The sequence below is a fragment of the Alcaligenes faecalis genome, from assembly GCF_041521385.1.
Classification (GTDB): Bacteria; Pseudomonadota; Gammaproteobacteria; order Burkholderiales; family Burkholderiaceae_B; genus Alcaligenes; species Alcaligenes faecalis_E.
In genome coordinates this window covers 1,561,813-1,587,242 of the sequence record NZ_CP168006.1, presented here as the reverse complement: position 1 = coordinate 1,587,242, position 25,430 = coordinate 1,561,813, and the positions used below count along the sequence as shown (strand labels likewise).

Here is a 25,430-nt window from a genome sequence, read left to right as displayed (position 1 = left end):
TGTCTTGAAAGTCCGATGAAATCATAACTCATCCGAAGAGATGCTTTGTTTCTGACAAAACTGCTTTTTGCAGATTGTTGTCCCGTTGGCAAGGCTGCACTCCTTGTCAAGAGTGTAGGACCAGTACTGCGTTTTGGCTGCCTTTGTAGTCATTCATAACGCCGATTTCATCAAACTTAGGCTTGTTAAATATGCATGAACTGTTGGCGGTTGCCACTATCACTATCCTGGCTGTGATCAGCCCAGGCCCGGACTTTGCCATGGTCACGCGCAATGGTTATTCCTTTGGTCGCAAGACGGGTCTGATTTCAGCCTTGGGCATTGCGGCCGGCGTGCAGGTGCATGTGGTCTACACCGTGCTGGGCGTGGCGATCCTGATTACGCAATCCCCGACTCTTTTTTGGGTGATGAAAGTGGTGGGGGCGGCGTATCTGATGTACCTGGGCTATCAGTCCTTCAGTAATCGCACCGCGCTTGATACTGATGGCGCGGTGGGTCGTGTGCCCACGGCTTGGCAGGCTTTTGGTATGGGTTTCTTAACCAATGCCCTGAATCCGAAAACCATGTTGTTTGTGGTGGCGACGTTTACCCAGTTGGTGCAGCCGGGTGCGCCATTCTGGTTGAACTTTGCTTATGGTTTTTGGATGTCCTTCGCGCATTGGGTCTGGTTCAGCATTGTGGCCCTGGTATTTTCAAACAAGCGCCTGCGGGCGGCCATGCTGGCTCGGCAAGAGGTGCTGGACAAGGTGATTGGTGCAGCCTTGCTGGGCCTGGGCGCCTCACTTCTCTTTGCCAATTCTGTCTCCTAGGGGCGGCGTGCTTGATGGCGTTGAGCTGGAGAGCCAAGCGGTGGGAATAGCCTGATTGTTCAAGCCTTAATAAGTTGTTGTTAATTGTTTTTTGAAATCCTGTTTGGGTTTTGTTTTTTTATTGTGATGATATTTTTTTTGTACGGCAATTAATATTGAAAATTTAAAGAGATAGAAAATAATATAAATAAAGATTCAAAAAGAATATCTGTTATTTTTTGTCATTTATTGATGGGTCTCTGGGTATTATCGACAAGTTGCAGTATCAGGTTTCGCACACGACTTGTAGATAGGGAGACACGAATGACTTGTCATCATATAAACGCAAAAACAGTAGCGGGTTACGGTCTGATTTTATTGGCTGCCTTGCAGGGCCATGCCATGGCTCAAAGCCAGGAGCCCAGGCTGGATACCAGCCAGCTTTATGCGGACGTCCATTTTCATGCATCCAACTATGCCATGCAGGGGATTCCTTTAAAGGAATATGCAGAACGGTATATGCGTGGCAATCTGCAGCAGATTGTGCGCTCGACCATCATGCCTATTCCTTTGCAGCAGCGTTGGGACGGGTTCGAGCTCTATCAGTCTCAGGGGCCAGGCAATCAGATGTACGGCCCCAACTACTATATTGGCCCCAAGGCAGACCTGTATTACTACTCCTTTGTCGATGCCATGTTTGCACGTGAGTACGAGCAGTTGCCTGCTCAGTATCAGGAAAAGCTGGACGTCATGATCACGGCGTTCAATCCGATGGATGTTTATGCCTCGCAACATATCAAGCGTGCCGTGCTCAGTTTCCCAGGGGTGTTTTCCGGGGTGGGTGAATTCACCATTCACAAAGAGCTGGTGTCGGGCAAGCTGGCTGGTGAAACCGTAGAACAAACCAAGGCACCTTCCGTGCCCTTGCCACCGGATGCGGGCGATGGCAGCAAGGTGTCGCTCTATTCCGAATCCCTGGCGTATCTGTTCAAAACGATTGAGGAAATTGGCCTGGTCGCCATTTTGCACAACGATATGTACCGGGTAGAGGTTAATTATCAGGGCGAGCTGGAGCAGGCTTATCCCGACCAGGACTATGTGGACGGTTTGAAGCATGTGTGCGGACATGCACCCAAGGCCAGAGTGGTGTGGGCGCATACCGGCTTGGGACGTTTTGTGAAACCGACTCATGATCACCTTACGCGCGTCAAGAAAGTGCTGGATGCTTGCTCAAGTTGGTCTACCGATATTTCCTGGGATCTGGTGCAGGACTACATGCTGAATCCCGAGCCGGGTATGCCCAGTCGCCAGGATTGGCTGAATTTCTTCAATGAATACCAAAACCGGATTCTGTGGGGCTCGGATGTGGTGATCTTCACGCGTAACCGTTTTGAATCGACCCCTCCCACCTCGGTGACGCCGGGTGGCTTGATGTCGCCAGACCAGTATCACGCGGACTTGTCCAAGATGAGGGACTTCCTGGGAGAACTGCCTGTGGAAGTTGGCAACAAGATTCGCTATGAAAACTATCTGGGCCTGTTCAACCGCGCCAAGTTCTCTGTAAGAGCGTGGGAGCGTGAGCACGCAGATCTCAATATTTGGGATATCCCCACGCCCATTCATCCTTGAAAAGGGCCTGTGGTTGAGGCTGGCCAGCAGCAGTTTGAATGCCGTGGGTAAGTTGCAGGAAAGAAGTGGGTTGGCAACAGTCACCGCCGCCACAGCAGCAACCGCAGCAGTCTGAGCCTTCCATTTGCACAAAATGAATGATGTTCAGGCTGCTGCTAAAGCGGTGTTCTTCACAAAAGCCCTGCCATTTCAGTGCTAAGTGCCTTGAAACTGAGCGGCCATAGCCATAGCCATAGCCATAGCCAGAACCCAAGCCTATGTCTCTGGTTCTGGCAAAGGTGACGGTAAAGGTAAAAGCAAAAAAACTGCCCCCCGAAAGTTGGATCACTATCCAAACCTTCGGAGGGCAGTTTGCCATCGCATATCAAGGCCGCCTAGACCGGCTCCTTGATTGTGCTGTCAGACGCGTGGTTTGACGTCTGCTTGGGCGTTGCTTAAACCACTTTGTTTTGCGCAGCCAGCCTGTCCAGATCTTCCTGAATCAGCTTGCGAATAGCGGTTTTCAAGAGCTTGCCGGTTGCCGTGTGGGGCAGCTCATCGACCACGATCAGTTCGTCAGGAATGCTCCATTTGGAGACTTGTTCTGTGAACAGATCAATCATGTCCTGCTTGGTGAAGGTGGCATCGTCTTGCAATTGCACCACCAGAACCGGGCGCTCGCCCCAGCGTTCGTCGGGCTTGGCCACCACGGCGGCTTCCTTGATGGCCGGGTGAGCCTGAGCAATGTTTTCCAGCTCAATTGAGCTGATCCATTCGCCCCCGGATTTCACCACGTCTTTCGTGCGGTCCACGATCTGGATAAAGCCGTCTTTATCAATAGTGACCACATCGCCGGTATTGAACCAACCATCTTCCGTGTGGGCGGAAGAGTCCTTGCTGTTGAAGTAAGCACTGGCAATCCAGGGGCCGCGCACCATCATGGCACCAAACATTTTGCCGTCGCGCGCAATGGGTTGACCATCGTCGCCATCTACGCGGAACTCGACCCCGAATAGCGGACGACCTTGCTTGGCCAGCAGCTTGAGTTTTTCTTTTTCAGGCAGGGCTTCGTGCTGGGGCAGCAAGGCCGCGGCCAGGCCGACCGGACTGGTTTCAGTCATGCCCCAGGCGTGGCGCACGTTGACGCCCAGCTTCTGGAAGCGGGTAATCATGACGGGTGGTGCAGATGAACCGCCAATGACCAGACGTTGCAGGCTGCTGAAGGTTTTGCCATTGGCCTGCATCCAGTCCAATAGGCCCAGCCAGACCGTTGGTACACCAGCCGTCATGGTGACCCCTTCGCTTTCAAACAAGGTGTGCAGGCTGGCGCCATCCAGTTTAGGGCCGGGCAAGACCAGCTTGGCGCCCACCATCAAGGCGGCGTAGGGCAGGCCCCAGGCGTTGACGTGGAACATGGGCACGATAGGGGTGATGGTGTCGGAGGCCGACAGGCACAGGGCATCGGGCATGCTCAAGGCAAAGGCATGCAAGATGGTGGAGCGATGGCTGTAGAGCACGCCCTTGGGGTTGCCGGTGGTGCCGGAGGTATAGCACAGGCCCGATGCCGTGTTCTCGTCAAACACCGGCCAGTCAAATTCATCTGACTCGCTGGCAATCAGGGTTTCGTAGCAGGTCAGATTAGGCAGCAGATCCGACTTGGGCATGTGCGCTTCGTCCGTCATGATGACCACGGCTTTCAGCTTGGACAACTGATCGGCCAGGGCTTCCAGAATCGGCATGAAGTTCAGGTCGGCAAACAGGACGCTGTCGCCAGCGTGTTCGATGATGTAGCCGATTTGATCCTGAAACAGGCGCGGGTTGATGGTGTGACACACGAGCCCGGAGCCTGAGACGCCGTAATACAGCTCCAGATGACGATAGCCATTCCAGGCCAGGGTGCCGACGCGGTCCCCTGGCTGCAAGCCCATTTTCTGAAGCGCATTGGCCAGTTTTTGGCTGCGCTTGGACAGGTCTGCATAGGTGTAGCGGTGGATATGGCCTTCGACCGTTTGTGAGACAACTTCGCGGTCTGCGTGGTAGTTGGCCGCATGACGCAGTATGGATGACACTAACAGCGGGGTATTCATCATCATGCCAAGCATGGTTTTCGTCCTCCCTGGGGGTCAATCAAACAGAACTGACGGGCCTTCAGACGGTGAGTCTACGCGCAGAAAATGGACGAAACACATCGCTGACTGTCATGGCCTTCTTACGCACAGTAGCCGAAAGCTCACAAATACGTCTATGTCGGCGTTTGTATTTGCTTGCGTAATCCCAAAGCCTCGGTGAAAAATTGTGTGATCATTCGGCTCTCACGGCGTTCGGTCAGGCAATACAAATACGTGTCGGTGCGAACGGGATCGCCCTGAATACGAACTGCTTTGAAGCGATGGTCCGGGATGAACTCTGCCTCGGACACCGTCCCCACACCCAGCCCTCGGGCGACGGCTTCACGCAAGGCTTCCCGGCTGCCAATTTCCATGACGGCGCGGGGCCGGATATTTTCTTTTTCCAGTGCTGCTTCCAGGCAGGCCCGTGTGGTCGAGCCTGATTCCCGCTGCAGCAAGGGAGCGTCCTGCAAGGCCGCTAAGGGCACGCTGTCGTGTTGGGCCAAAGGATGCGACAAGGGGGCGAACAAAATGACAGCATGGCTGGCGTAGTGTTCGGTATGAAAGGCCGGGTCCTCGCTGGCTCCGGCCAGCACGGCAATATCGGTGGCGTAGTCGGCCAGATCGGCCAGCACCTGTGCCGAGTTTCCCATATGAATCGAGATGTCCACGCCGGGAAACAGCCGGTGGTAGGCCTCGACCATCTCAATGACATGAAAAGGGCCGACTGCGCCAATACGCAGTCGGCCTACATGCAGTTTCCCACTGTCATGCAGCAGGTTGAAGGCATCCACTTCCAGGGCCCCCAGTTGCTGCGCGACCGGCAGCAGTGCCATCCCCACCTGGGTTAGCTGAACGCCACGCCCCCGGCGGTGAAATAGCTCCACATTATGTTGTTGTTCCAGCCCCTGTACTTGCTTGGTCACGGTGGGCTGGGCCAATCCCAGGGCGCGGGCCCCGGCGCTGAAACTGCCATGTCGGGCAACCGCCAGAAAGGCACGCAGGCGTGCAGCAGACATATAGACTCCATCTATAGATAACTGATGTTTTGAATCTTAAATCGATAATATGAAGGCAATGTGATCTTTCTACTATGTCGGTATTCCTCCTACCAACCTTAAGGACGACTGCCGTGAACAAGAACGTATTTCAGACAGCCCGCCGCTCTTTCATTGCGGCAAGCGCCGCCACGATGATCTTCTCGGTGTTTGGGACGGCCGCCCAGGCCGCCCAGGACACCCTGACGATTGGTCTTATTCCTGCCGAAGACTCGCAGGCCATGATCGAATCGAGCAAGCAGGTGATTGAACAACTGGAGCGCGAATCCGGCATGAAGGTCGAGCCTTTTGTGGCTACGGACTACAACGGCATTATCGAAGCCCTGCGTGCCAAGAAGCTGGACGTTGCCTATCTGGGGCCGTTTTCTTACGTGCTGGCCAGCACGGTGGCGGATGTAGAAGCCTTCGCGGTCGCTGTGACCAAGAAAACAGGGAAAAGCGCCTACAAGAGCCTGATCGTGGTGCGTGCCGATAGCGGGATCGACAATGTGGATCAGTTGAAAGATCGCACCTTCGCCTTTGTAGACCCCAGCTCCACGTCCGGCCACCTGTTCCCTAAAGCCGGTCTGGAAAACGATGGCTACAAGCCTGAAGAGTTGTTCTCCCGCGTGGTGTTTTCCGGTTCGCACGATGCCAGCCTGCTGGCGGTAGCCAACAAAAAAGTGGATGCTGCTGCGGTGGCCGACCGCATTTACGCCAGCGCGATTTCCAAAGGCCAATTGGCTCAGGATGATTTGAAAGTGGTGTGGTCTTCCAACGATATTCCCGAGTCGCCCATGGTCTGGCGCAAGGATCTGGATCCCAGCGTGAAAGAGAAAGTGGCCAAGGCCTTGGCCAACATCAAAGATGTACCTTGGGGTGATCAGGGTATGTTGAATGGTTTTCAGGCCACCAATGATGCCGCTTACAACGTGGTACGTGATACCGCCAAGGTGCTGAACCTGGATCTGCGGAGCATGAAATGATCCGTTTGCGTGGCCTGAACAAAAGTTATGGTTCCAATGATGTCCTGTGCGGTGTGGATATGGATGCACAGGCCGGTGAGTTTCTGGTTGTGCTGGGGCAGTCCGGCGCGGGCAAGTCCACCTTGTTGCGCTGTATGAACCGGTTGGCACAGGCCGATACGGGCGAGATGTCAGTGGCTGGGATTGATGCCATGTCGGCTCAGGATACCCGGGCATTGCGCCGCCAGGTTGCCATGATTTTCCAGCATCACGATGTGGTGCCTCGTTTGTCAGTGCTGCGCAATGTATTGACTGGGCGTTTGGGGGCGGTTCCGGTGTGGAGCTCGATCCTGCAACTGTTCAGCCGTGCTGATATTGCCCTGGCCAAAGAATGTCTGGAGCGGGTGGGACTGGCGCATAAAGCCCAGGCCCGCACGGATTCCTTGTCGGGTGGCCAGCGTCAGCGTGTGGGCATTGCCCGCGCGCTGGCTCAGCGCCCCCGCATCATTCTGGCTGATGAGCCGGTTGCCAGCCTGGACCCTAAGACAGCCCGTCTGGTGATGCGTTATTTGCACGACGCCAGTCGGGAACTGGGTATTACCGTGGTGTGCAACCTGCATCAGGTCGATTACGCCCGTGAGTTTGCCGACCGTATTGTGGGCCTGGCCCATGGTCGGGTGGTGTACAACGGTGCCCCCGACTTGATGACGGAAGATGATTTAGCCCGTATTTATCCCGGTCCGGAGCCAGGGCAGGGCGGTGCGCACTCCCAAGAGGCAAATGAGGCCGCTGCCTCCTTCCTGAACGAACCACTGACCATTGCGACCAAGGGAGCCTGATCATGGAACACAAGTATTCCTGGGTCATGTCCACGCCTACGAGTGTTAAAAGCTGGGTCACCACGGCTTTGTTGGTCGCGGCGATTGTCGTAGGGCTGCAGTGGAGTGCGCAAGGCGCACAATTGAGCGCCGCCGAGTTTGCCGCTGGCCTGCCGCAGATTGCCGATTTTCTAAGCCGTACCTTCCCGCCAGACTGGAGCATTTTGGGCAGTCTGGTCCCGCCTGCCATCGAGACGATTCAGATCGCGATTTGGGGCACGGTATTAGGTGTGCTGGGAGCCGTTCCGGTGTCGTTTCTGGCGGCCCGTAACTTGAATGTCAACCGGTATCTGTACAGTTTTACCCGACAAAGTCTGAACGTGATACGCAGTATCAACGAGCTGATTCTGGCTTTGGTGTTTGTGGCTGCAGTCGGGCTGGGTCCTTTCCCCGGTGTGCTGGCGTTGGCGGTACACGGCGTGGGGATGCTGGGCAAGTTTTTTGCGGAAAGCATAGAAGAGATTGACCAGGGTCCGTTGGATGCCTTGCGTGCGACGGGTGCGCGCCCCTTGCAAGTCATTGTGTTCGGGGTGTTGCCTCAGGTGATTACGGCGTGGATTGCGGTGATTCTGTATCGCTTTGAGGTCAATCTGCGTTCGGCGACTGTGCTGGGTATGGTGGGGGCCGGTGGTTTGGGCTTTGAGCTGGTCAGCAGTCTGAAACTGTTCAAGTACCAGGAAACGGCAACCTGCATCGTGGTCATTACGGTGATGGTAGTAGTGGCTGACCTGATTTCCAATCGCCTGCGCGAGGCTATTCGCAACAACGGCCGCGATTGATCGCCGTTTTTATTCGAGATTCTTATGTGGCATTTTTTCAATCCCGTTCAGATTGATGCTGGCAATGGCGCTTTCGAGCGTTTGCCCGAACGCTTGGGTGGCCGCCGGGCCATTCTGATTGCCTTCCCGCAGGCACGCGAGCTGGGACAGTGCGAGCGTCTGCAAGCCTTGCTGGGTGAGCAACTGGTTGCGATTGAAACCGATATTCAGCCCAATCCGGATGTGTCCTGGTTGGCGCCGTTGTACGAGCGTCTGTGGCGCGACTACCCCGAGGCCGAGTGCATTATTGCCTTGGGAGGCGGCAGCGTGATTGATTGCGCCAAAGCCATGTTGACCAGCACCCCTTCGGGGACGTTTGCCGAACTGCTCGACTGCTTGTCGGGCAACACCAGCCTGAGCCAGCCTCCAGGGCGGGTGCGCAGCCTGATTGCCGTGCCCACCACGGCAGGAACCGGGAGCGAAGTGACCCCCTGGGCAACAATTTGGGATAAGGGGCAGGGGCGCAAGTACTCCCTGCATCTGCCCTGGACCTGGCCTCAGGCCGCGATTATTGATCCGGCCCTGATGTGCAGCCTGCCTGCTGGCGTTACCTTGGCCAGTGGTCTGGATGCTTTGTCGCATGCGCTGGAGTCCTTATGGAACGTGAATCGTAATCCCGTATCGGCCAGCCTGGCGGTATCGGCGGCACGACAAGTGATCAGCAGTCTGCCTTTGCTGATGCAGGACCTGTCCAACCTGGAGCTGCGTGCTCAACTGGCTGTGGCAGCAGCGATGGCGGGTCTGGCTTTCTCCAATACCAAGACGGCTCTGGCGCACTCTCTGTCCTACGACCTGACTCTGGAGCAGGGCTTGCCACACGGGATTGCCTGCTCTTTTAGTTTGCCGCATGTCATGCAGATGGCCTTGGGACAGGATGAGCAGTTGGATCAGTTTTTATTGTCGATTTTTGATGCTCGCAACGGCCCGCAAGCTGTCTTGGCCTTGAGCGGTTTTTTGCAAGGCCTGGGAGTCAGCACGGACCCGGCCAGCTACGGGGTATCGCCCGAACAGTGGCAACAACGCATTGTCCAGGCAATGCAAGGACCACGCGGACGTAATTTTATTGGTGCACATGCTCTGGATGCAGTGCAGGTATAAGTCGGTTTTCAAGCTGGCTTGTTTTTAGGACTGAAGGTTGCAAACAATGACTCAGAATTTCAATGCGCTCAATACGCTGATGTCGGACAAGGTCGAAGCCGTTATTTTTGACTGGGCAGGCACGCTGGTCGATTTCAGCTCCTTGGCACCGACACAGATTTTTGTAGATGCTTTTGCCACTTTTGGCATTCAAATCAGCCTGGAGCAGGCACGCGGCCCGATGGGCTTGTCCAAACGGGATCACATCCGTACTTTGCTGGCCACCGAGTCGATTCAGGATCAGTGGCTGGCTCAGTTCGAGCGCGCCTCTACGGATGCCGACATTGACGCCATCTACGAGCGTTTCATGCCCATGCAGATCGAGAAGGTAGCGGAATATTCGGCCCCGATTGAAGGTGCGGCGGCGGTGCTGGAGCAATTGCGTGCCAAAGGTATCAAAATTGGTTCGTGCTCGGGTTATCCACGTCAGGTGCTGGATGTTTTGTTGCCTGCTGCAGCCAGCCAGGGCATTGCTCCAGATTGCATTATTGCCGGTGACGAGTTGCCTGCTGGTGGCCGACCCGGCCCGTTCATGGCGCTGGCCAATGTTCTGGCTCTGGGTGTGGGCGATGTGCGCCGCTGCATCAAAGTGGACGATACCGTGCCGGGTATTGAAGAAGGCCGCCGTGCCGGGATGTGGACGGTAGGTTTGAGCCTGTCGGGTAACGAGGTGGGTTTGTCCCTGGAGGAACTGGCCCAAACGGATCCGGCAGAGGTACAAGCACGAGTCGAGCGTGCCAGTGAACGTTTGCGTCAGTCTGGTGCTCATTATGTGATTGAAACCGTAGCCGATTTTCCGGCTGTGGTGCTGGCGATCCAGGAACGTCTGGCGCAAGGCGAGACACCCTGATTCTGTGGGGGCATTGAATCAGGCCTGGTTAATAAGAAGGGCGGGGCGACAAGCCCCGCCCTTTTTGTTGTCTGCTTGTTGTTCAGGCAGCGGTACTGGCGACGGGCAGGGCGCTTTGATGATGAGCGATGGCATCAAAAAAGGCAGCGACCAAACGAGATTCCCGACGCTCGTGCAAACAGCAGACGTGGATCTGCGTCCAGACCGGCTCGTTTTGAATACGCACCACACGCAAGCGCGGGTCTGGTACGTATTCGGATTCGGAGACCGTGCCCACTCCCAAGCCGCGAATAACCGATTCGCGCAGGGCTTCGCGGCTGCCTATTTCCATGGCCACATCTACCTTGATCTTGCGTTCGTGCAAGGCGTCTTCCAGTGCCTTGCGGGTTGTTGAGCCTTCTTCGCGCATCAGCAAGGGCTCACCGGCCAGCTCCTCCAGTGCAATGTTATTGCGTCGGGCGAAAGGGTGGTCTTGGCGCACAAAGGCGATGACCGGGTAGCGAGCGTAAGGTTGCATGTAATAGCGGCGCTGTGGCTGGCAACTGGCGACCACACCAACATCGCAGATGTATTGATCCAGATCGTCCAGTACCAATTCCGAGTTGCCTAGTTTGACGGACTGTTTGATGCGCGGATACACGGCATGAAAGGATGCGATCAGCTCGGTGACGTGATAGGGGCTGACGGCACCCAGCTTCAAGGTGCCGTAATGCAGTTTGCCACTGCCATCGAGCATCTGGCGCATGTCTGATTCCAGCGAGATCATGCGTCTGGCCATGGGCAGCATTTCCAGCCCCAGGGTAGACAGCTCGACGCGTCGGCCACGGCGGTGAAACAGCTCGGCCCCGTATTCGCGTTCAATGATTTGAATTTGTGAGCTGAGTGTGGTGTGGCTCATGTTCAAGGCCCGCGCGGCGGCTGAAAAGCCGCCGTGCTGGGCCACCATGACGAAGGCCCGTAGTTGGTTGAGCGTCATCGTACTTCTCTAACAGATCGTGCCGGAACGGACCTTGTCATTGTGCCTGAGCAGTATGACTAGCGTGCGACACCCATGGCTGGGTCGCTGATGCCATCCCGGCCAGTCTCCAGGCGACCGGCAAAGCGGCGCTCGAAGGACTCACCCATGGTGGCGGTGAAGTCGTACCAGTTGCCTGAGATTTCCAGCGACCAGCGTGCATCAATTTGCATGCCCGGATCAACGGTGTAGACCCAGGGGCCATCCTCACGATAGGCGTTGGCAGTTACCGTGATGGTCGCGGGCTGATCGCCCATATTCATGATGGTCAAGGAGACGGCATTGGCCTTGGGCTCGTAGCACACGCGTACTTCTGGTTTGGGGCCTTGGCGCAAGTCGTGGATGTTGCCCTTGAAGTGGCGATGGTAGCCGTTTGGCCCCAACACCCACAGGCTGTAGTTGCCCTTGTGATCCGCGTGAACGGTCCAGGCATCCGAGATGATCTTGTTGGCTTCCACCGTAAAGCGGCGTGGGTAGTCCGAGAGCTGCAGCTTGTCGTACACATGGAACACGGTACCTTGCGTGCCGGTATTGCTGAACGTTAGCCAGACCTGCTCTTTGTCCAGGTCTACATTGGCGCTGGTGTGCAATTGGTAAGGCAGGGCGCGTGAAGGGCGCAGCATTAAATCCTGGGTGGGCATGGGCTCCGTGCCAACAGGGGGCATGGGCACCTTGCCTGCGCTGGCTTGCTGGCGCAGGGTGGCATCGGCCTGGTCACGTGTGGGCGCAGGGTTCAATGCGGGTTTGGAGGCATTGGGGGATTTGAAATCGAAGCAGGAACGCATATCGCCGAATACGGCGCGACGCCAAGGACTGATATTGGGCTCTTGCACACCAAAACGCTGCTCCAGAAAGCGTAGTACCGAGGTGTGGTCAAACTGTTGGGAGTTGACCCAGCCACCCACGCTCCACGGGGAAATAATCAGGGTGGGCAGACGTGGGCCGGCCCCAAAAGGGCGACCATCGGGTGCGACCTTGCGGGAGTCCCCGTCAGGAGCCGGCATGGTGTAGTACTCATTGGAGACATCGACCGTGGATTTGCCTTCCAACGAACCATCCCGGTTGCGCCATGGTGGGGCGGGTGGGGGCATGTGGTCAAAGAAGCAGTCGTTCTCGTCGTAGTTCACGATCAGGACAGTCTTGCTCCAGATCTCGGGCTTGTCGGTCAGAATGTTCAGCAGCCGTTCCAGATACCAGGCTCCCTGACCGGGCACGCCCATGCTGGGGTGTTCGCTGTAGGGGCCGGGGGCCACAATCCAGCTGACCTGTGGCAATTGGCCCATTTCGATGTCATCGGCAATGGCTTGCAAAAAACCACCGTCAGGCATGGTGTTGCCAAAGCCCTTGTACAGGGGGGAGTGGGCTTCCATTTGATGGGAGTAGGTGGCATCAGGGGAGCCCAGTGCGGCCAGCTCCTCATTGACCTTGCGGTAGGAAGCAAAGGCCACGAGCTGGTTGTTGTTGCTGTTGTTGCCGGGGCGGTTGTACACCTTCCAGCGCACGCCGGCTTCTTGCAGACGTTCTGGGTACGTTGTCCAGTTCAGACCCTCTTCGGACGGGCCCAGGCGCCCCCAGTTGGAGTTGGTCACGCAGGCGCGGCCAATCAGATTGGCGCCGTTACTGCCACTCCACAAGAACATGCGGTTGGTGAAGGTGCCGGTATTGATAGAGGTGTGGTAGGCGTCGCAAACGGTAAAGGCATTGGCCAGCGACCAGTGAAAGGGCAGATCGGACTCTTTCAGATAGCCCATGGCGACGTTGGTGTACTTGGCCTTGGGCCAGTCCGCCATGCGACCGCCATCCCAGGCCTCTTGCTGATCGTTCCAGTCGTGTGCGCCGCCGACCCGCAAGGCGTTGCCTTTGCTGGCATCCAGATAATAGGGTTGAACCATGCCGTTGCTACCTTGCTGACGCCAGACCGATTCGCCCGATGCCATCGGGATGGTGATGCGGTCGCTGAAACCGCGCACGCCTGGCATGGTGCCGTAATAGTGATCAAAAGAGCGGTTTTCCTGCATCAGGATAATGACGTGCTCCACGTCATTGATGGTTCCTGTGGCGTTATTGGCGGGGATAGCCAGCGCCTTTTGAATAGCAGGCGGAAAGGGGCCCAAAGCGGCCGCACTGGCAGCCAGTCGCAGAAAATTACGGCGATTGATGTGAGTCATGGGGAAAGCCTTGTCGATAAATGGTTGGAGTGGAGCCAGGCAAGGACTTCTGTCGTGCCTGGCTGCCTTGCGCTTAAGGTGCGCAGTCCAATTGCGAGTTCGGGGTGGGCGGCGTGTCCAGGTCAGTGCCTTGCTCACCTTGAGAGCCTGTGGCTGGCGGCGTCACAATAGGCACCTGCTCGCTGCTCGAGCCACCTGTGCTGGGTGGCGGCTCGGCTGCGCTGGAGCCCCCGTCACTGCAGGCGCTCAATAGCAAGGCAGTCATACCGACGGCCAGGGCGCTGCGCACAGCGCGTAAGTCAAGAACGTTCATGGTGGCCTCGTTTAGTGTGTGCTCAGGCTGGACAGGGGTTTCTTGGACCAGTAGATCGAGCTCAGCTCCTGATCGCTCAGAACACGGTTCCACATGGCCAGATCCCCAAACATTTGCTGGGTGGGCGGGGCAGTCGAGCATTTGCCGACCGTATAGGGAGGTGTGACCGAGCCATTGCATTTGTTCATCAGGAACGTGCCGGTGCCATCGTCGCCAATGCCCCATTGTGGGTAGGGCGAGAGCTTGGAGACATCAACAGCACCCGTGGATTTGTTGGTAGCCACATGTGTGACCTGTTCGGTAGAGGGGTCAAACACGCGCATGTTCATGGTTTTGGCAACACCGTCGACCGAGAAAGCAAGGTGTACCCAGGTGCCTACTGGAATCTGGGTGTAGGGATTGGTCGGGCCGTCGGCACGTACACCACCCGAGCCAATATTGAAGGCAATGCCACACTGGTTCTGGATGCCACTGTTGAACAAGCCAATGGCAACACCGGCATTGGCGCCGCTGACATAGTTCTTGTTGGACAAGACCGTGACGTTATTGCGATCAATGCACTGGGGCACCTGGTACCAAAAACCAATCGTGAATTGCGGGTTGCTGCCTGTGGAAATGTCAAAGCCCTGGGCAGGCGTCATCCGATAGCCTTCCAGGCCTTCTTCGGTGACATAGTGGGTGTCGACCAGCAAGCCATGTGTGCCGGTAAAAGGACCGGGCACGACTAGGCCCGCCGCATTGGGCAGGTCGTTGGAGGCCGGTGCCATGGTGCTGTTTTTTTGCGCGTCCACAGGTGGCAACGTGGCGCTGAAGGGGTAGTAGGAGACCAAGCCATTGAGCAGGGAAGCTTCCAGGGGGACGGGTGGCAGGTACGAGATAGGCGGGCTGAACAGACTGCGCCAGGCGGCATCGGTGCCTGAACCGGCCTGCACGGTGTAGTCAAATTGGTAGGTACCCCGGTCAGACAGACCCGTGGTGGCCTGGTTGTCGGTATAACTTTGTGTGCCAGCCGGCAGGCGTGCAGCGATTACCTGGCCATCCCGCAAAATATCGATGGGGACATCGGCAGGGGCTGTCCAGTTCAGTTTGATCGCAACGGCAGAGGAGTGGTTGTCCAGCACCGTGGCCTGCAGGCCTGTAACCGCTTGTGGGCCTAGCAGGCTGCTGCCATCGAGTTTGTAGTCGGCTGCCGGGGGTAGTTTGTCCAGATACTGCATGATGGTAGGGGCCACATCGACCAGGCTGTTGTACTGATACAGTTCGGGCAGCGTAGCGGGCACGCTGGCGCCAATGCCATGTTCCCCTGTGTTGACGGCCTGATTGATGGCCAGGAAGGTGGTGGACTGGGGCAGCAAGGGCAAGCCATTATCCTGACCGTGTTCGCTCAGGCCATGGTTGCCGGTCACGATTACCAGCCACTCGCGGTCTTTTTGCTTGGCGGCGGCATCCAGCAAGGTTCCGATTTCCTTGTCCAGCTTGCTTAAGGTCGCGTTGTAGCCCGGCGACTCAATTCCGAAATCCAGCGCGGCATCTTTGGCAGCGCGGTACTGAACCAGAACCTTGCGGTAGTCCCCTTCAATCATCGTCAGGGCCTGGCTGGACACACAGGACAGGGTAACGGTTTGCGTGGAACAGTCGGCCAGTTGATTCAGACGCTCGGCATCGTGGTCGGCCTTGAGCAAGTGTGCCAAGCCTGTGGATGCCACGGCAGCCGCATTTTGTCCGTTTTGCTCGGAGTGGAACAGGCTGTTTTGATGCAGTACCTGATCCGGCGCGGTAGACACCACACCGTGGCGGTTGGCCCAGGTTCCAGTCAGCAGGCTGGCCCAACTGGGCATATCCAGATTGGCTTGTTGGCTGGGGGTACCGGCGACGCCTCCGCTGTAGGCCAACTGCACATGCAGCTTGGCCAGATTGGGCAGACTGCCAGCGGCAATGCCATGTTGCACGGCTTGATAGCTTGCCCCGTCCAGATTGATGATCAGAGCGTGGCGGGTGCTGGGGGTATCCGGTTTGTCGGGGTTGACAGGGGTTTCGGGCTCAGCCTCCGAACCGCTGCCTGTTCCAGATCCGCCGCAAGCGGCCAAGGTAGCCGACAGGGTGGCCACTGCGAGGGCTTTGAGCAGGCCGGGTTTGCCAAAAACAGGCCGGGACGGGCCTTGGAAGGGCAGCTCATGGTTGCCTGGATGGGAATTTTCAGAGGAATAGGAAAAGTCGGGCCGCTGGGAGGCGGAGCGGGCCGTGTGCACATGTCTCATGATTCGATAGCCTTGTCACTGATGTTGGGGAAAGGGTCGATCGAATTAGAGCAAGGCAGGATGACGGCCTTGGGTCGATATCCTAGACGTTCATCGTCGTTCCTGTGTGCTTTTTCGGCAGATGGGCTTGCTGGTCCCAGCGTTCCAGGCGTTCCAGCATGAACTGATGCAACTGGCGCAGCAAGGGGGTAATTTGCTGCCGTCCGGCAGCCAGCAAATACAGGGGGGTGTTTTCGCCCAGCCAGTCGTTGCAGAGAGTGCGTAGGTGGCCACGGGCAATATCCTGGGCCACGTCGAAGTAGGATTTGTATGCAATGCCTTTGCCCAGCAAGGCCCAGCGTCGGACCACATCGCCGTCGTTGGAGACATTGACAGCCCGGACTCGGACAAAAGTAGCCGCTTGACCAGTACGCTCAAATTTCCAGCGATCATGGACATCGTCCCCCAGCATGAAGCAAAGACAGTCGTGCTCCTGTAGCTCCAGAGGGGAGGCAGGTGTGCCGTGATGCTTCAGATAGGAGGGGGCGGCACATAGAACCCGGCGATGTGTGGGCGCCAAAGGCATCGCCACCAAATTGGAGTCTGCCGGCTGACCATAGCGAAAGGCGGCGTCAATGGGTTCGCTGTAGACATTGGCCAGCCGGTCGGACAGATGCAGGCGTATGTCTATGCCCGGATTGGCATCCTGAAATTCGTTTAACCAAGGCAAGAGCACATTGCGCCCCAGATCAGACGGTGCCGCCAGCTTCAGTTGTCCCCGGGAGCCGGGGCCGCCGCTGGCCAGTTGCAAGCTGGCTTGTTGCAGGGCAGACAGGGCGGGACGGCATTGAGCCAGGAACACTTCGCCTTCAGAGGTCAGCCGCAAATGGCGGGTGGAGCGCAGGAAAAGCTGCACGCCTACCTCCGCTTCCAGACGTTTGAGTGCTGCGCTGGCCGCTGCCGGTGTGATGCCCAAACCCCGTGCTGTGGCAGACAGGCTGGCAGTGTCAGCGGTGCGAACAAAAATCTCCAGATCCTGCAGGGCTTTCATGGTGTTTCTCGCTGGGCCGGGTTCAGGGGGGATGCTGAAAAGCGAATTAATGGGGTTAATTATGGCGCTATTTTCAAAATATTTTTGAAGATCGTTTCAATAAAAGACCTGTTTTTCTAAAGAGTCTGAAAAGGCACACTGTGATCCACATTTCCACTCTTTTGATGAGGCCTGTCAATCATGGGTTTAGCACCATCTACTTTATTTTCTGCATTAAACGTGGGCAGCTTGCAGCTACCCAACCGTATCGTGATGGCACCCATGACGCGTAGCCGCACCGATCAGCCGGGGAATATTCCGAATGCCTTGATGGCCCAGTATTACGCTCAGCGTGCCAGTGCAGGCTTATTGATCAGTGAAGCCACACAGATTTCGCAGCAAGGGCAAGGCTATAGCTTCACTCCCGGTATTTACACCCAGCAACAGGTGCAAGGCTGGCGTCTGGTTACGGATGCTGTGCATCAAGCCGGTGGTCGGATTGTTCTGCAATTGTGGCATGTAGGTCGCATGTCTCATGCCAGTTTTCATGCCGATGGGCAGACTGTGGCTCCTTCGGCCTTGTCACCCCAGGCTCAGGTCTGGGTAGTGGGCGAGGATGGGGTGGGGCGGATGCTGGATTGCCCTGTGCCGCGTGCCCTGACCGCGCAAGAGATTGCCGCTGTCATTGAGGATTACCGTTTGGCTGCTGCCAAGGCGATACAAGCCGGTTTTGATGGCGTGGAAATCCATGGGGCAAACGGTTATCTGATTGATCAGTTCCTGCGTACCACCTCCAATCACCGTGAAGATGCGTATGGCGGCAGTGTGGAAAATCGTGTTCGCTTTGCCAGGGAGGTGGTCGAAGCAGTAGCAGGAGAGATCGGGGCAGAGCGCACCGGTATCCGTTTGGCTCCCTTTATTACGCAGCGCGCCATGAACTGCCCTGAAATTATCCCAACCATTTTGCATTTGGCGACGGTATTGGACGGGAAGGGTTTGGCCTATATCCACTTGTCAGAGGCGGATTGGGATGATGCGCCTGAGATTCCCGATGATTTTCGTCATGCCTTGCGTGCCCACTTTTCGGGCCGAATTATCGTTGCGGGCAAATATGACGCCCACAAAGCCGAGCAGATTGTAAAGCGTGGCCTGGCGGATCTGGTGGCATTTGGCCGCCCCTTTATCGCCAATCCAGATTTGCCAGTGCGCTTGCGAAATCAGCTTCCCTTGGCCAGCTTCGATCCTCAAACCTTGTTTGGAGGTGGCGCCCAAGGCTACACCGATTATCCGAGCATGGCCTAAGACAGACGACTGATTTTTAAAAAGGAAACAAGATGAAAGCGATTGCCTACAAAGTCCCTCAAGCGATTGAGCAGCCCGAGTCCCTGCTGGATGTTGAGTTGCCCGACCCAGTGGCCACAGGCCGTGATCTGTTGGTGCAAGTACAGGCGGTCTCGGTCAATCCGGTCGATACCAAGGTTCGCCAATCGGCTCAAGTTGCAGAAGGTGAACAATACAAGGTGCTGGGTTGGGATGCCTGCGGGATTGTGCAGGCGGTCGGGCCCCAAGTGAGCTTGTTCCAGCCTGGTGATCGCGTCTGGTATGCCGGTTCCATTGCGCGCCCTGGCACCAATAGCCAACTGCATCTGGTGGACGAGCGCATCGTGGCCCATGCCCCGAAAACGCTGGATTTTGCGGCGGCGGCTGCCTTGCCCCTGACCACCATCACCGCTTGGGAGATGTTGTTCGATCGCTTGGGCGTGGCCCCAGGAAAAGCTCCCACGGACAAGGCCATATTGATTATTGGGGCTTCGGGTGGGGTGGGTTCTATTTTGACGCAGTTGGCTTCTCGTTTGACTGCTTTGACCGTCATTGGCACCGCTTCCCGCCCTGAAACCCAAGCCTGGGTGAAGGAGCTGGGCGCGCATCATGTCATTGATCACAGCCAGCCTTTGGCGGAGCAACTGGAGCGGATCGGGCATCCGGAAGTGGATTATGTCGTCAGCCTGACGCATACCGATCAGCATTTCGACCAGATTGTGCAGCTTATTGCCCCGCAGGGGAAGTTCGGTTTGATTGACGACCCGGCCAGTCTTGATGTGGGCAAGCTCAAACGCAAGTCTGTGTCTTTGCACTGGGAGTTCATGTTTACCCGTGCCTTGTTTGGCACCGATGACATGCAGGCCCAGCACCGTTTGCTAAGCGAAGTCGCAGCCCTTATCGATGCAGGCTTGATACGTACTACCATGACGGAGCGTTTTGGCCGTATCAATGCCAGCAATATGAAGAAAGCCCATGCCTTGATCGAGTCGGGCAAGGCAAGGGGCAAACTGGTTCTGGAAGGTTGGGGTCAGTAAAAGAAGCTCGTGCTTCAGCCTTTTCCAGGCTTGGTGCTTCTTGCTGTTCTGGTGTGGGGCCGTTTGGCAGGGGCTGGCCGTATGGTGTCGGGCGCTGGTGCAGGCTTTGTGCGAGCCGTCGTGTCAGGTGACCGCTTCAGGCTGCCTGACGACTGCTCTCGAACCAGTCCCACAGTGCCTGGCGCTCCGGCGCCAGTTCCACCGCCAGGCCACCCGTAAACGCTCGCCACGCAGGCAGATAGGTGTGGGCCACCACGGTCAGCACCGGGTAGCCCTGGTCGATCAAGGCCATGATCTCGTTATTAAAGCCCTGGCCGTCCGCTTCCATGATGCCAAAGCGATTCACAATTACCAGATCGGCGGGGCTTTCCAGCGCCTGCCGCAGCACTTCGCTGGCCTGCAGCAAGGCACCAATATCCAGACAACAGGCCGTGGATTCCGAACCCAGATTCTGGGTGATGGGATAGAGCGTGCCCTTGTCCAGATCCTGCACGGTGCGCAGGCTATGGCCTTCCTTCTGGATCTCCGGGCCTTGCACCAGACCCCATACGCGGTAGTTTTCCGTGCGTAACTCCTGCACGAATTCCAGCAGCAAGGCGTCGGCGCTGCCTTTGCCTGCATGCACGATGGCCGCAAGGGCTAAAGGCGTAGAAGGGGTGTCCATCGGGGTTTGGCTCCGGGGGGATGAAAGAGGGGCAAGGCTCTTTGTACACGTTTTTGGCTTGCGCTGGAAAGCAGAAAAATCCCTGTGCTGCTGGCCGGTTTGGGGGCCGGGTGGATAGTGGACTTGTTGTTGAAGGTTCAAGTGTGTACGCCCGTCTGCCTGAATGTCTGATGAATCTGTTGCGAAAGCCGCTTGCCGCTTTGCTATACGGGCTTGTCTGGCTATGGTGTGGCCCGGTTCCATGAGACAATTCATGCACTGTTAGTGACTGATGGGATATTCGATTGGACAAGACTTTTGTTAAGGGCCTGGTGCTCCTGGAAGCCCTGGCCAAGCACGAACGAGGCTCGGGTGTCACCGAGCTGGCCAATCAACTGATGCTCAATAAAAGCAATGTGCATCGACTGTTGCAGGCACTGGTCCACCAGGGCTTTGCGCGCAAGAACGACGATACCGGGCGCTACGAGCTGAGCATGAAACTGTGGGAGCTGGGCTCGGGTTTGGCCAACCGGCTGGATGTGCGTGTAGAAGCCTTACCCTTCATGAAAGAGCTGGCTGAGCAAACCCAGGAAACGGTGCATTTGTCGCTACTGGATGGGGTAGAGGTGCTGTATATCGAAAAGATCGACAGCCCGCAGCCCGTGCGCGCCTACACCACCGTGGGCGGACGCTCGCCCGCGCAATGTGTGGCAACCGGCAAGGCTATGCTGGCCTGGGCCAGCGAAGATACCTTGAATCTGGTCAAGAACCGCCTCAAGCCTTATACGCCGCGTAGCCTGGTCAAGTTCGGTGATTTGCGCCGTGAACTGGAACAAGTGCGCGAACAGGGTTATGCCATTAACCGGGGCGAGTGGCGTGAACAGGTTGTGGGTGCGGCTGCGCCTATTTACGACAGTCGGGGAATGGTAGTGGCGGCTTTGGGTATTTCCGGGCCGGCCGAGCGCCTGGAAGAAACCCGCTTGGTGCAGGCGGGTAAAACCCTGATGACGGCAGCGGCACAGATCTCGCGCCGTTTGGGCTATAGCGGCAGGTAGACCGCTCTACAAGCTTACTTAGTCACCTCGTTCGGGCCGCAAGAAGCCGCCCGGATGCACATTGCCCCCAAAATCTGGATGCTTCTTCAGTTTTTGGGGGCCGCTCAATTCTGGAAAGAAAGATCAGGATTTTGCGGCCTGCCTGAAGGCCGCAATTCTTTGTTTGATACCGGGTGCGGAAGCAGAGCGCACCAAGGCCGCCATATCCCGATCCGCCTGTTCCGGGCAGCCCGTTAACTGATGCAGATAGGCGCGACTGGTTGCGTCCAGCAAGCCCGCTGTTTGTTGAGCGTGTTCGATGACAGCAGGCCATGCGTCAGGCTCTTGTATGCCTTCAATAAAACCCAGTTGTTCCGCTTTGGCAGCATCAAAAATCTGGCTTCCTGCCAGAAGTGGATGAGCCTGCTGGCCGCCGATCAGGGCAGCCAGCCTGCCTGTTCCCAGTGCCAGACCAAACTGCAGTCCAGGCATGCGAAAACGGGCATCTGCACTGGCGATGCGCTGACGACAGACGGCAATCAAATCCACGCCTGCACCAAAATTTTGCCCATGTGCCAAGGCCAGGGTGGCGCAAGGCGTGTGGGCCAGCCTCTGCAAGAGGGTTTCAATGCGGATAAAGCGCAGCACCAGATCCCCCTCGCTGTGCTGCTCGTAGTCGCTGAAATCAAAACCGGCACTGAAGTTGCGGCCTTCACCGCGCAAGATCAGCAGATCGGCCTGGGCCCGTTCCGCGGCCTGCACGGCCGCGATCAAGGCTTCTACCAGATCGGCTGACAAGGCATTGCGCTTGTCGGGTCGGTTCAGTGTCAGGGTCCAGACTTTGCCCGCGCAGTCCACATTCAGACTGGGACTGCGGCTGCAATACGGCGCTGTCATGGGGTGACTCCGTGCAAGATGCTGTCGTTATGTTCGCCCAGCGCGGGTGGGGCCAGACGGACGGGCAAGCCCACCCCATTGATACGCAGAGGCGAAACAAAAGTGCGGGTTTCAGTGTCTACACCCGGCAGGCGAATGTTTTGCACCCATTCCATGTGCTCGACCTGCGGGTCTCGCAGCACGTCGGAATAGCGGTTGATGGGACTGCAGGGCACGCCTTGGGCACGGAATTGCGCCAGCCAATGTTCGGAGTCGTGCTGCGCAAAAATGGCTTCCAGCAATTCACGCAAGGCGTCTTGATGTTTGGCGCGCAGGGTGGTGCTGGTAAAGCGTTCATCCTCGGTCAGATCCGGGCGTTCAACAACCTGACAGACGGAGCGCCACAGCGCGTCGTTGCCTGCGGCCATGGCGAAATAACCCCCTTTGCATTGGAACGCCTGGTAGGGAGCATTGCGTGGGTGGGCGGAGCCCAGCTTGTCCGGGTCGCGACCACTGCCAAAATACTCTGAGGTCTGCAGCGCAGCGATGGCCAGCGTGGTCCCCAGCATGGGTACGTCGATATGCGCACCCTGGCCGGTGGCACGAGCTTGTGGCAAAGCAGCACTAATGGCAAAAGCAGCGTATAAACCGGCAGCAAAGTCAGCCAGCGGAACCCCGCATTTAACGGGGGCACCGCCTGCTTCGCCCGTGACGCTCATCACACCGCTCATGGCTTGAATGGTCAGGTCGAAACCGCCTTCTTGCGAGCGCGGGCCGCTTTGTCCGTAGGCAGAAATGGAGCAATACAGCAGTCTGGGGTTAACAGCTTTCAGACTTTCGTAGTCCAGTCCTAAACGCTGCATGACGCCGGGCCGGTTATTCTCCAGCAGGACATCGGCATCCTGCACCAACTGGCGAGCCTTGGCGACGTCGTCGGGGTTTTTCAGATCCAGCGTCACCGAGCGTTTGTTGCGGTTCAGCGAAGCAAAGTTCTCGCTGTAGCCCTGGTTGATGGGTGGCCAGCTTCGCAAGGTGTCACCCCCTTTGGGGTGTTCGATCTTGATGACGTCGGCCCCCATATCGGCCAACAACATACCGCAGTACGGGCCAGCGGCCACATTGCAAAATTCCAGTATCCGAACCCCGTTCAGGGGCAATGTCGTATCCATGAATCAGCTCCAGAGCATGAGAGGTAGATGGGGGCCGACAAGGCCTTAGGCGTTCACATCAACGACGATGCGGCCGCGTACCTTGCCTTCCAGTAGCTGGCCGGCCTGATCAATGGCTTGGGAAAGCGTGATGGTGCTGGCACCAATGCGCTCCAGGGCTTCGATAGATAAATGCTTGGCCAGCAAATCCCAAGCCGCCAGACGCTCGGGTTTGGGGCAATGCACGCTATCCACACCAATCAACTGCACGCCGCGCAGAATGAAAGGGGCCACGGAAGCAGGGAAGTCCATGCCTTGAGCCAGACCGCAAGCGGCGACTGCGCCCAGGTATTGGGTGCTTGCGACAACATTGGCCAGCGTGTGGCTGCCCACACTGTCGATGGCACCGGCCCAACGTTCCTTGCCCAGCGGTTTGCCGGGTTCGCTCAAGGTGTTGCGGTCCACAATCTCGCTGGCGCCCAGCGCCTTCAGATAGCTTTCTTCCTGAGGACGGCCCGTGCTGGCCATGACGGTGTAGCCCAGAGCATGCAGCAAGGCCACGCTGACACTGCCTACACCACCAGCAGCACCCGTGACCAGAATGGGGCCTTTGTCGGGCGTCACGCCTTGGCGTTGCAAGGCGCGCACGCACAGGGCAGCGGTGTAGCCGGCCGTACCAATCATCATGGCTTGCTGCGTGGAGAAGACTTCAGGCAGGGGAATCAGCCAATCGCTTTTGACGCGGGCCATCTGTGCCAGACCGCCCCAATGTACTTCGCCCAAACCCCAGCCATTCAGCACCACTTTTTGGCCGGATTTGAAATTCGGATCGCTGCTGTCGGTGACCGTACCGGCAAAGTCGATGCCGGGCACCATGGGGAATTGGCGCACCACGGGGGACTTGCCCGTCATGGCCAGGCCGTCTTTGAAGTTCAGGGTGGAGTAGTCGATGCGAACCGCGACCTGGCCTTCGGGCAGGGCGGACTCGTCCAGAGACTGCAGGCTGGCCTTGTATTGGCCGTCGGTTTTGTCGATGACGATGGCAGAGAACATGAGTGGGATTCCTTCGATCAGTTAAAGGGTTGTGTTCTGATATTTGGAACAGCGTTCTTCAAAATGATATAAAAATACCTGTGTGTTCATTGTATTCAGAAGCGTGTTGCGGTCAAGCCCAAAGCGACATGATGATTGAACTGGGGAAATCCCGAAGGGGATTAATAGTTGACACTTGAAATCAAATCTCCCACTATTTGAACCGTTGTCCTAAGTTGCTTGTGTTGTTGCTGTCTGTTGTACTCGCGCCGTTTTTTACGGCATTTTTAAGGCCAAAAACAAGAACAGCGTTCTATATAATGGAACAAAAAGAGGGGTGAAACTCTCACACAGGAGGCAAGGATCATGTTCAATTCTTTTTTTTCGCGTACAGGGTTTTTACGCACAATGCTGGTTTCGGGGCTGGTGGCAGTGAGCAGCTTTTCTGCCCCGGCGGCGATTGCGGCCGATACCTATCCCAGCCGTGAAATCACCTTTGTGGTTCCCTATCCCCCCGGCGGCAATAGCGACAACCTGGCGCGCGTGTTTGCCGACCGTCTACGTGTCAAGCTGGGTGTTCCCATCGTCATTGAGAACCGGCCCGGTGGCACCACCTCAATTGGGACCTCCATCGTGGGGCGTGCCAAACCTGATGGCTATACCTTGTTGCTGGCCACCAGCACGGCTTTTACGGTGCTGCCCTATATACGCGATGTGCCGTATGACCCAGTCCAGGGCTTTGAGTTTGTCGGCAGTCTGGCGGGGTACCTGCCCATCATGACGGTGCGCAATGATTTGCCCGTCTCCAATTTGAAAGAGTTTGTGGAGCTGGCGCGCAAAGAGCCAGGAACTTTGACCTTTGGCTCTGCAGGCATTGCGTCGGGAGGTCATTTGGCCGGCGAAATCTTGAAAAATTCGCAAAAACTGGATCTATTGCACGTCCCCTTCAAGGGTTCTGCGGACACCATGACGGCCTTGCTGGGCAAGCATGTTGATTTTTTTATTGATGGCGTCGGGTTGGAACTGGTGAAAAGTGGTAAAGCCAAGGCCTTGGTCACGTATGCCAGTGTGCGCCACCCCGAATTGCCGAATGTACCCACTCCCGGTGAAGAAGGTTTTGAGCTCGCCCTGCCTTTTGAAGGCTTCTGGGGGCTCGCTGCGCCCGCCGGCACGCCCGAGCCGGTCATACAGAAATTGGCCAAGGCCACGGAAGAAATTCTGGCCGAACCGCAAACTCAGGAGCGTTTTCACCGCATCAGTGTCAGCGCCAGTTGGAAGGATGGTGATGCCTATGCCAAGGATCTGGAAAAAAGCCGCGCCTATTACCGTGAGCTCCTCAAGACCATCAAGATGAGTGATGACTGATCGCTCACAGAACCCCCAACAGG

Annotated in this window: 23 protein-coding genes; 11 read left to right on the top strand and 12 right to left on the bottom strand. The window is 57.0% G+C overall.

Annotation, left to right across the window (positions count from 1 at the left end; translation table 11 throughout):
* Positions 1 to 191: 191 nt before the first annotated feature.
* Positions 192 to 809 carry a LysE family translocator gene (locus ACDI13_RS07135; protein WP_316990374.1) on the top strand — a complete coding sequence of 206 codons (618 nt, stop codon included), beginning with the start codon at positions 192 to 194 and terminating at the stop codon, positions 807 to 809.
* A gap of 303 nt (positions 810 to 1,112) precedes the next feature.
* Entirely contained in the window at positions 1,113 to 2,417 is a 1,305-nt protein-coding gene (locus ACDI13_RS07130; RefSeq protein ID WP_316990375.1) for a hypothetical protein, read from the top strand.
* On the opposite strand, the gene ACDI13_RS07125 is transcribed toward ACDI13_RS07130, so the two are convergent.
* From ACDI13_RS07125 to ACDI13_RS07115, 3 genes are all read right to left on the bottom strand, one after another.
* Entirely contained in the window at positions 2,380 to 2,745 is a 366-nt protein-coding gene (locus tag ACDI13_RS07125; protein ID WP_316990376.1) for a hypothetical protein, read from the bottom strand. The genes ACDI13_RS07130 and ACDI13_RS07125 overlap by 38 nt on opposite strands.
* Positions 2,746 to 2,851: 106 nt before the next feature.
* Positions 2,852 to 4,498, bottom strand: a complete 1,647-nt coding sequence (locus tag ACDI13_RS07120) for a long-chain-fatty-acid--CoA ligase (RefSeq protein ID WP_316990377.1) — start codon at positions 4,496 to 4,498, stop codon at positions 2,852 to 2,854.
* A 140-nt stretch (positions 4,499 to 4,638) separates the two neighbouring features.
* Positions 4,639 to 5,523 (bottom strand): LysR substrate-binding domain-containing protein, encoded by an 885-nt coding sequence (locus ACDI13_RS07115; protein WP_316990378.1) that lies wholly within the window; start codon positions 5,521 to 5,523, stop codon positions 4,639 to 4,641.
* Positions 5,524 to 5,696: 173 nt separating this feature from the next.
* Here ACDI13_RS07115 and phnD point away from each other — a divergent pair, with 173 nt between their 5' ends.
* The 5 genes from phnD to phnX are packed head-to-tail and all read left to right on the top strand — an operon-like array spanning position 5,697 to position 10,189.
* Positions 5,697 to 6,527 (top strand): phosphonate ABC transporter substrate-binding protein, encoded by an 831-nt coding sequence (gene phnD / locus ACDI13_RS07110; RefSeq protein ID WP_372373105.1) that lies wholly within the window; start codon positions 5,697 to 5,699, stop codon positions 6,525 to 6,527.
* Entirely contained in the window at positions 6,524 to 7,345 is an 822-nt protein-coding gene (gene phnC / locus ACDI13_RS07105) for a phosphonate ABC transporter ATP-binding protein (RefSeq protein WP_316990379.1), read from the top strand. The genes phnD and phnC overlap by 4 nt, the downstream gene beginning before the upstream one ends.
* Before the next feature lie 26 nt (positions 7,346 to 7,371).
* A complete protein-coding gene (phnE, locus tag ACDI13_RS07100) occupies positions 7,372 to 8,163 on the top strand; it encodes a phosphonate ABC transporter, permease protein PhnE (protein WP_372373103.1) in 792 nt (263 codons plus the stop codon).
* Between the two features lie 24 nt (positions 8,164 to 8,187).
* Positions 8,188 to 9,300: an iron-containing alcohol dehydrogenase PsrA gene (psrA, locus tag ACDI13_RS07095; RefSeq protein WP_316990381.1), complete on the top strand. Its 1,113-nt coding sequence runs from the start codon at positions 8,188 to 8,190 to the stop codon at positions 9,298 to 9,300.
* Between the two features lie 46 nt (positions 9,301 to 9,346).
* Complete coding sequence (phnX, locus tag ACDI13_RS07090; RefSeq protein WP_316990382.1) at positions 9,347 to 10,189, top strand: phosphonoacetaldehyde hydrolase; 843 nt, start codon at positions 9,347 to 9,349, stop codon at positions 10,187 to 10,189.
* A gap of 82 nt (positions 10,190 to 10,271) precedes the next feature.
* Here the strand turns inward: phnX and ACDI13_RS07085 are convergent, their stop codons facing one another.
* The 5 genes from ACDI13_RS07085 to ACDI13_RS07065 form a co-directional block, all read right to left on the bottom strand.
* Positions 10,272 to 11,165, bottom strand: a complete 894-nt coding sequence (locus ACDI13_RS07085) for a LysR substrate-binding domain-containing protein (RefSeq protein WP_316990383.1) — start codon at positions 11,163 to 11,165, stop codon at positions 10,272 to 10,274.
* A 59-nt stretch (positions 11,166 to 11,224) separates the two neighbouring features.
* Entirely contained in the window at positions 11,225 to 13,372 is a 2,148-nt protein-coding gene (locus tag ACDI13_RS07080; protein ID WP_316990384.1) for a phosphocholine-specific phospholipase C, read from the bottom strand.
* Between the two features lie 73 nt (positions 13,373 to 13,445).
* Positions 13,446 to 13,685 (bottom strand): hypothetical protein, encoded by a 240-nt coding sequence (locus ACDI13_RS07075; protein WP_316990385.1) that lies wholly within the window; start codon positions 13,683 to 13,685, stop codon positions 13,446 to 13,448.
* 11 nt (positions 13,686 to 13,696) lie between these two features.
* Entirely contained in the window at positions 13,697 to 15,943 is a 2,247-nt protein-coding gene (locus ACDI13_RS07070; protein WP_316990386.1) for a hypothetical protein, read from the bottom strand.
* An 82-nt stretch (positions 15,944 to 16,025) separates the two neighbouring features.
* Positions 16,026 to 16,973 (bottom strand): LysR family transcriptional regulator, encoded by a 948-nt coding sequence (locus ACDI13_RS07065; protein ID WP_316990387.1) that lies wholly within the window; start codon positions 16,971 to 16,973, stop codon positions 16,026 to 16,028.
* A gap of 180 nt (positions 16,974 to 17,153) precedes the next feature.
* On the opposite strand from ACDI13_RS07065, the gene ACDI13_RS07060 reads away from it, so the two are divergent.
* A complete protein-coding gene (locus tag ACDI13_RS07060) occupies positions 17,154 to 18,254 on the top strand; it encodes an alkene reductase (RefSeq protein ID WP_316990388.1) in 1,101 nt (366 codons plus the stop codon).
* Between the two features lie 32 nt (positions 18,255 to 18,286).
* Complete coding sequence (locus ACDI13_RS07055; protein WP_316990389.1) at positions 18,287 to 19,309, top strand: zinc-binding alcohol dehydrogenase family protein; 1,023 nt, start codon at positions 18,287 to 18,289, stop codon at positions 19,307 to 19,309.
* Positions 19,310 to 19,445: 136 nt separating this feature from the next.
* On the opposite strand, the gene ACDI13_RS07050 is transcribed toward ACDI13_RS07055, so the two are convergent.
* Complete coding sequence (locus ACDI13_RS07050) at positions 19,446 to 19,973, bottom strand: DUF2478 domain-containing protein (protein ID WP_316990390.1); 528 nt, start codon at positions 19,971 to 19,973, stop codon at positions 19,446 to 19,448.
* Between the two features lie 284 nt (positions 19,974 to 20,257).
* Between ACDI13_RS07050 and ACDI13_RS07045 the strand changes: the two genes are divergently transcribed.
* Positions 20,258 to 21,007, top strand: a complete 750-nt coding sequence (locus ACDI13_RS07045) for an IclR family transcriptional regulator (RefSeq protein ID WP_316990391.1) — start codon at positions 20,258 to 20,260, stop codon at positions 21,005 to 21,007.
* Positions 21,008 to 21,130: 123 nt separating this feature from the next.
* Here the strand turns inward: ACDI13_RS07045 and ACDI13_RS07040 are convergent, their stop codons facing one another.
* Genes ACDI13_RS07040 through ACDI13_RS07030 form a run of 3 tightly spaced genes read right to left on the bottom strand, consistent with a single transcriptional unit; the run spans position 21,131 to position 24,063 of the window.
* On the bottom strand, positions 21,131 to 21,883 hold the full coding sequence (locus ACDI13_RS07040) for an enoyl-CoA hydratase/isomerase family protein (RefSeq protein WP_316990392.1): 753 nt from the start codon (positions 21,881 to 21,883) through the stop codon (positions 21,131 to 21,133).
* Positions 21,880 to 23,031: a CoA transferase gene (locus ACDI13_RS07035; RefSeq protein WP_316990393.1), complete on the bottom strand. Its 1,152-nt coding sequence runs from the start codon at positions 23,029 to 23,031 to the stop codon at positions 21,880 to 21,882. The genes ACDI13_RS07040 and ACDI13_RS07035 overlap by 4 nt, the downstream gene beginning before the upstream one ends.
* Positions 23,032 to 23,076: 45 nt before the next feature.
* Entirely contained in the window at positions 23,077 to 24,063 is a 987-nt protein-coding gene (locus ACDI13_RS07030) for an MDR family oxidoreductase (RefSeq protein ID WP_316990394.1), read from the bottom strand.
* 345 nt (positions 24,064 to 24,408) lie between these two features.
* Here ACDI13_RS07030 and ACDI13_RS07025 point away from each other — a divergent pair, with 345 nt between their 5' ends.
* Positions 24,409 to 25,407 carry a tripartite tricarboxylate transporter substrate binding protein gene (locus tag ACDI13_RS07025; protein ID WP_316990395.1) on the top strand — a complete coding sequence of 333 codons (999 nt, stop codon included), beginning with the start codon at positions 24,409 to 24,411 and terminating at the stop codon, positions 25,405 to 25,407.
* Positions 25,408 to 25,430: the final 23 nt, after the last annotated feature.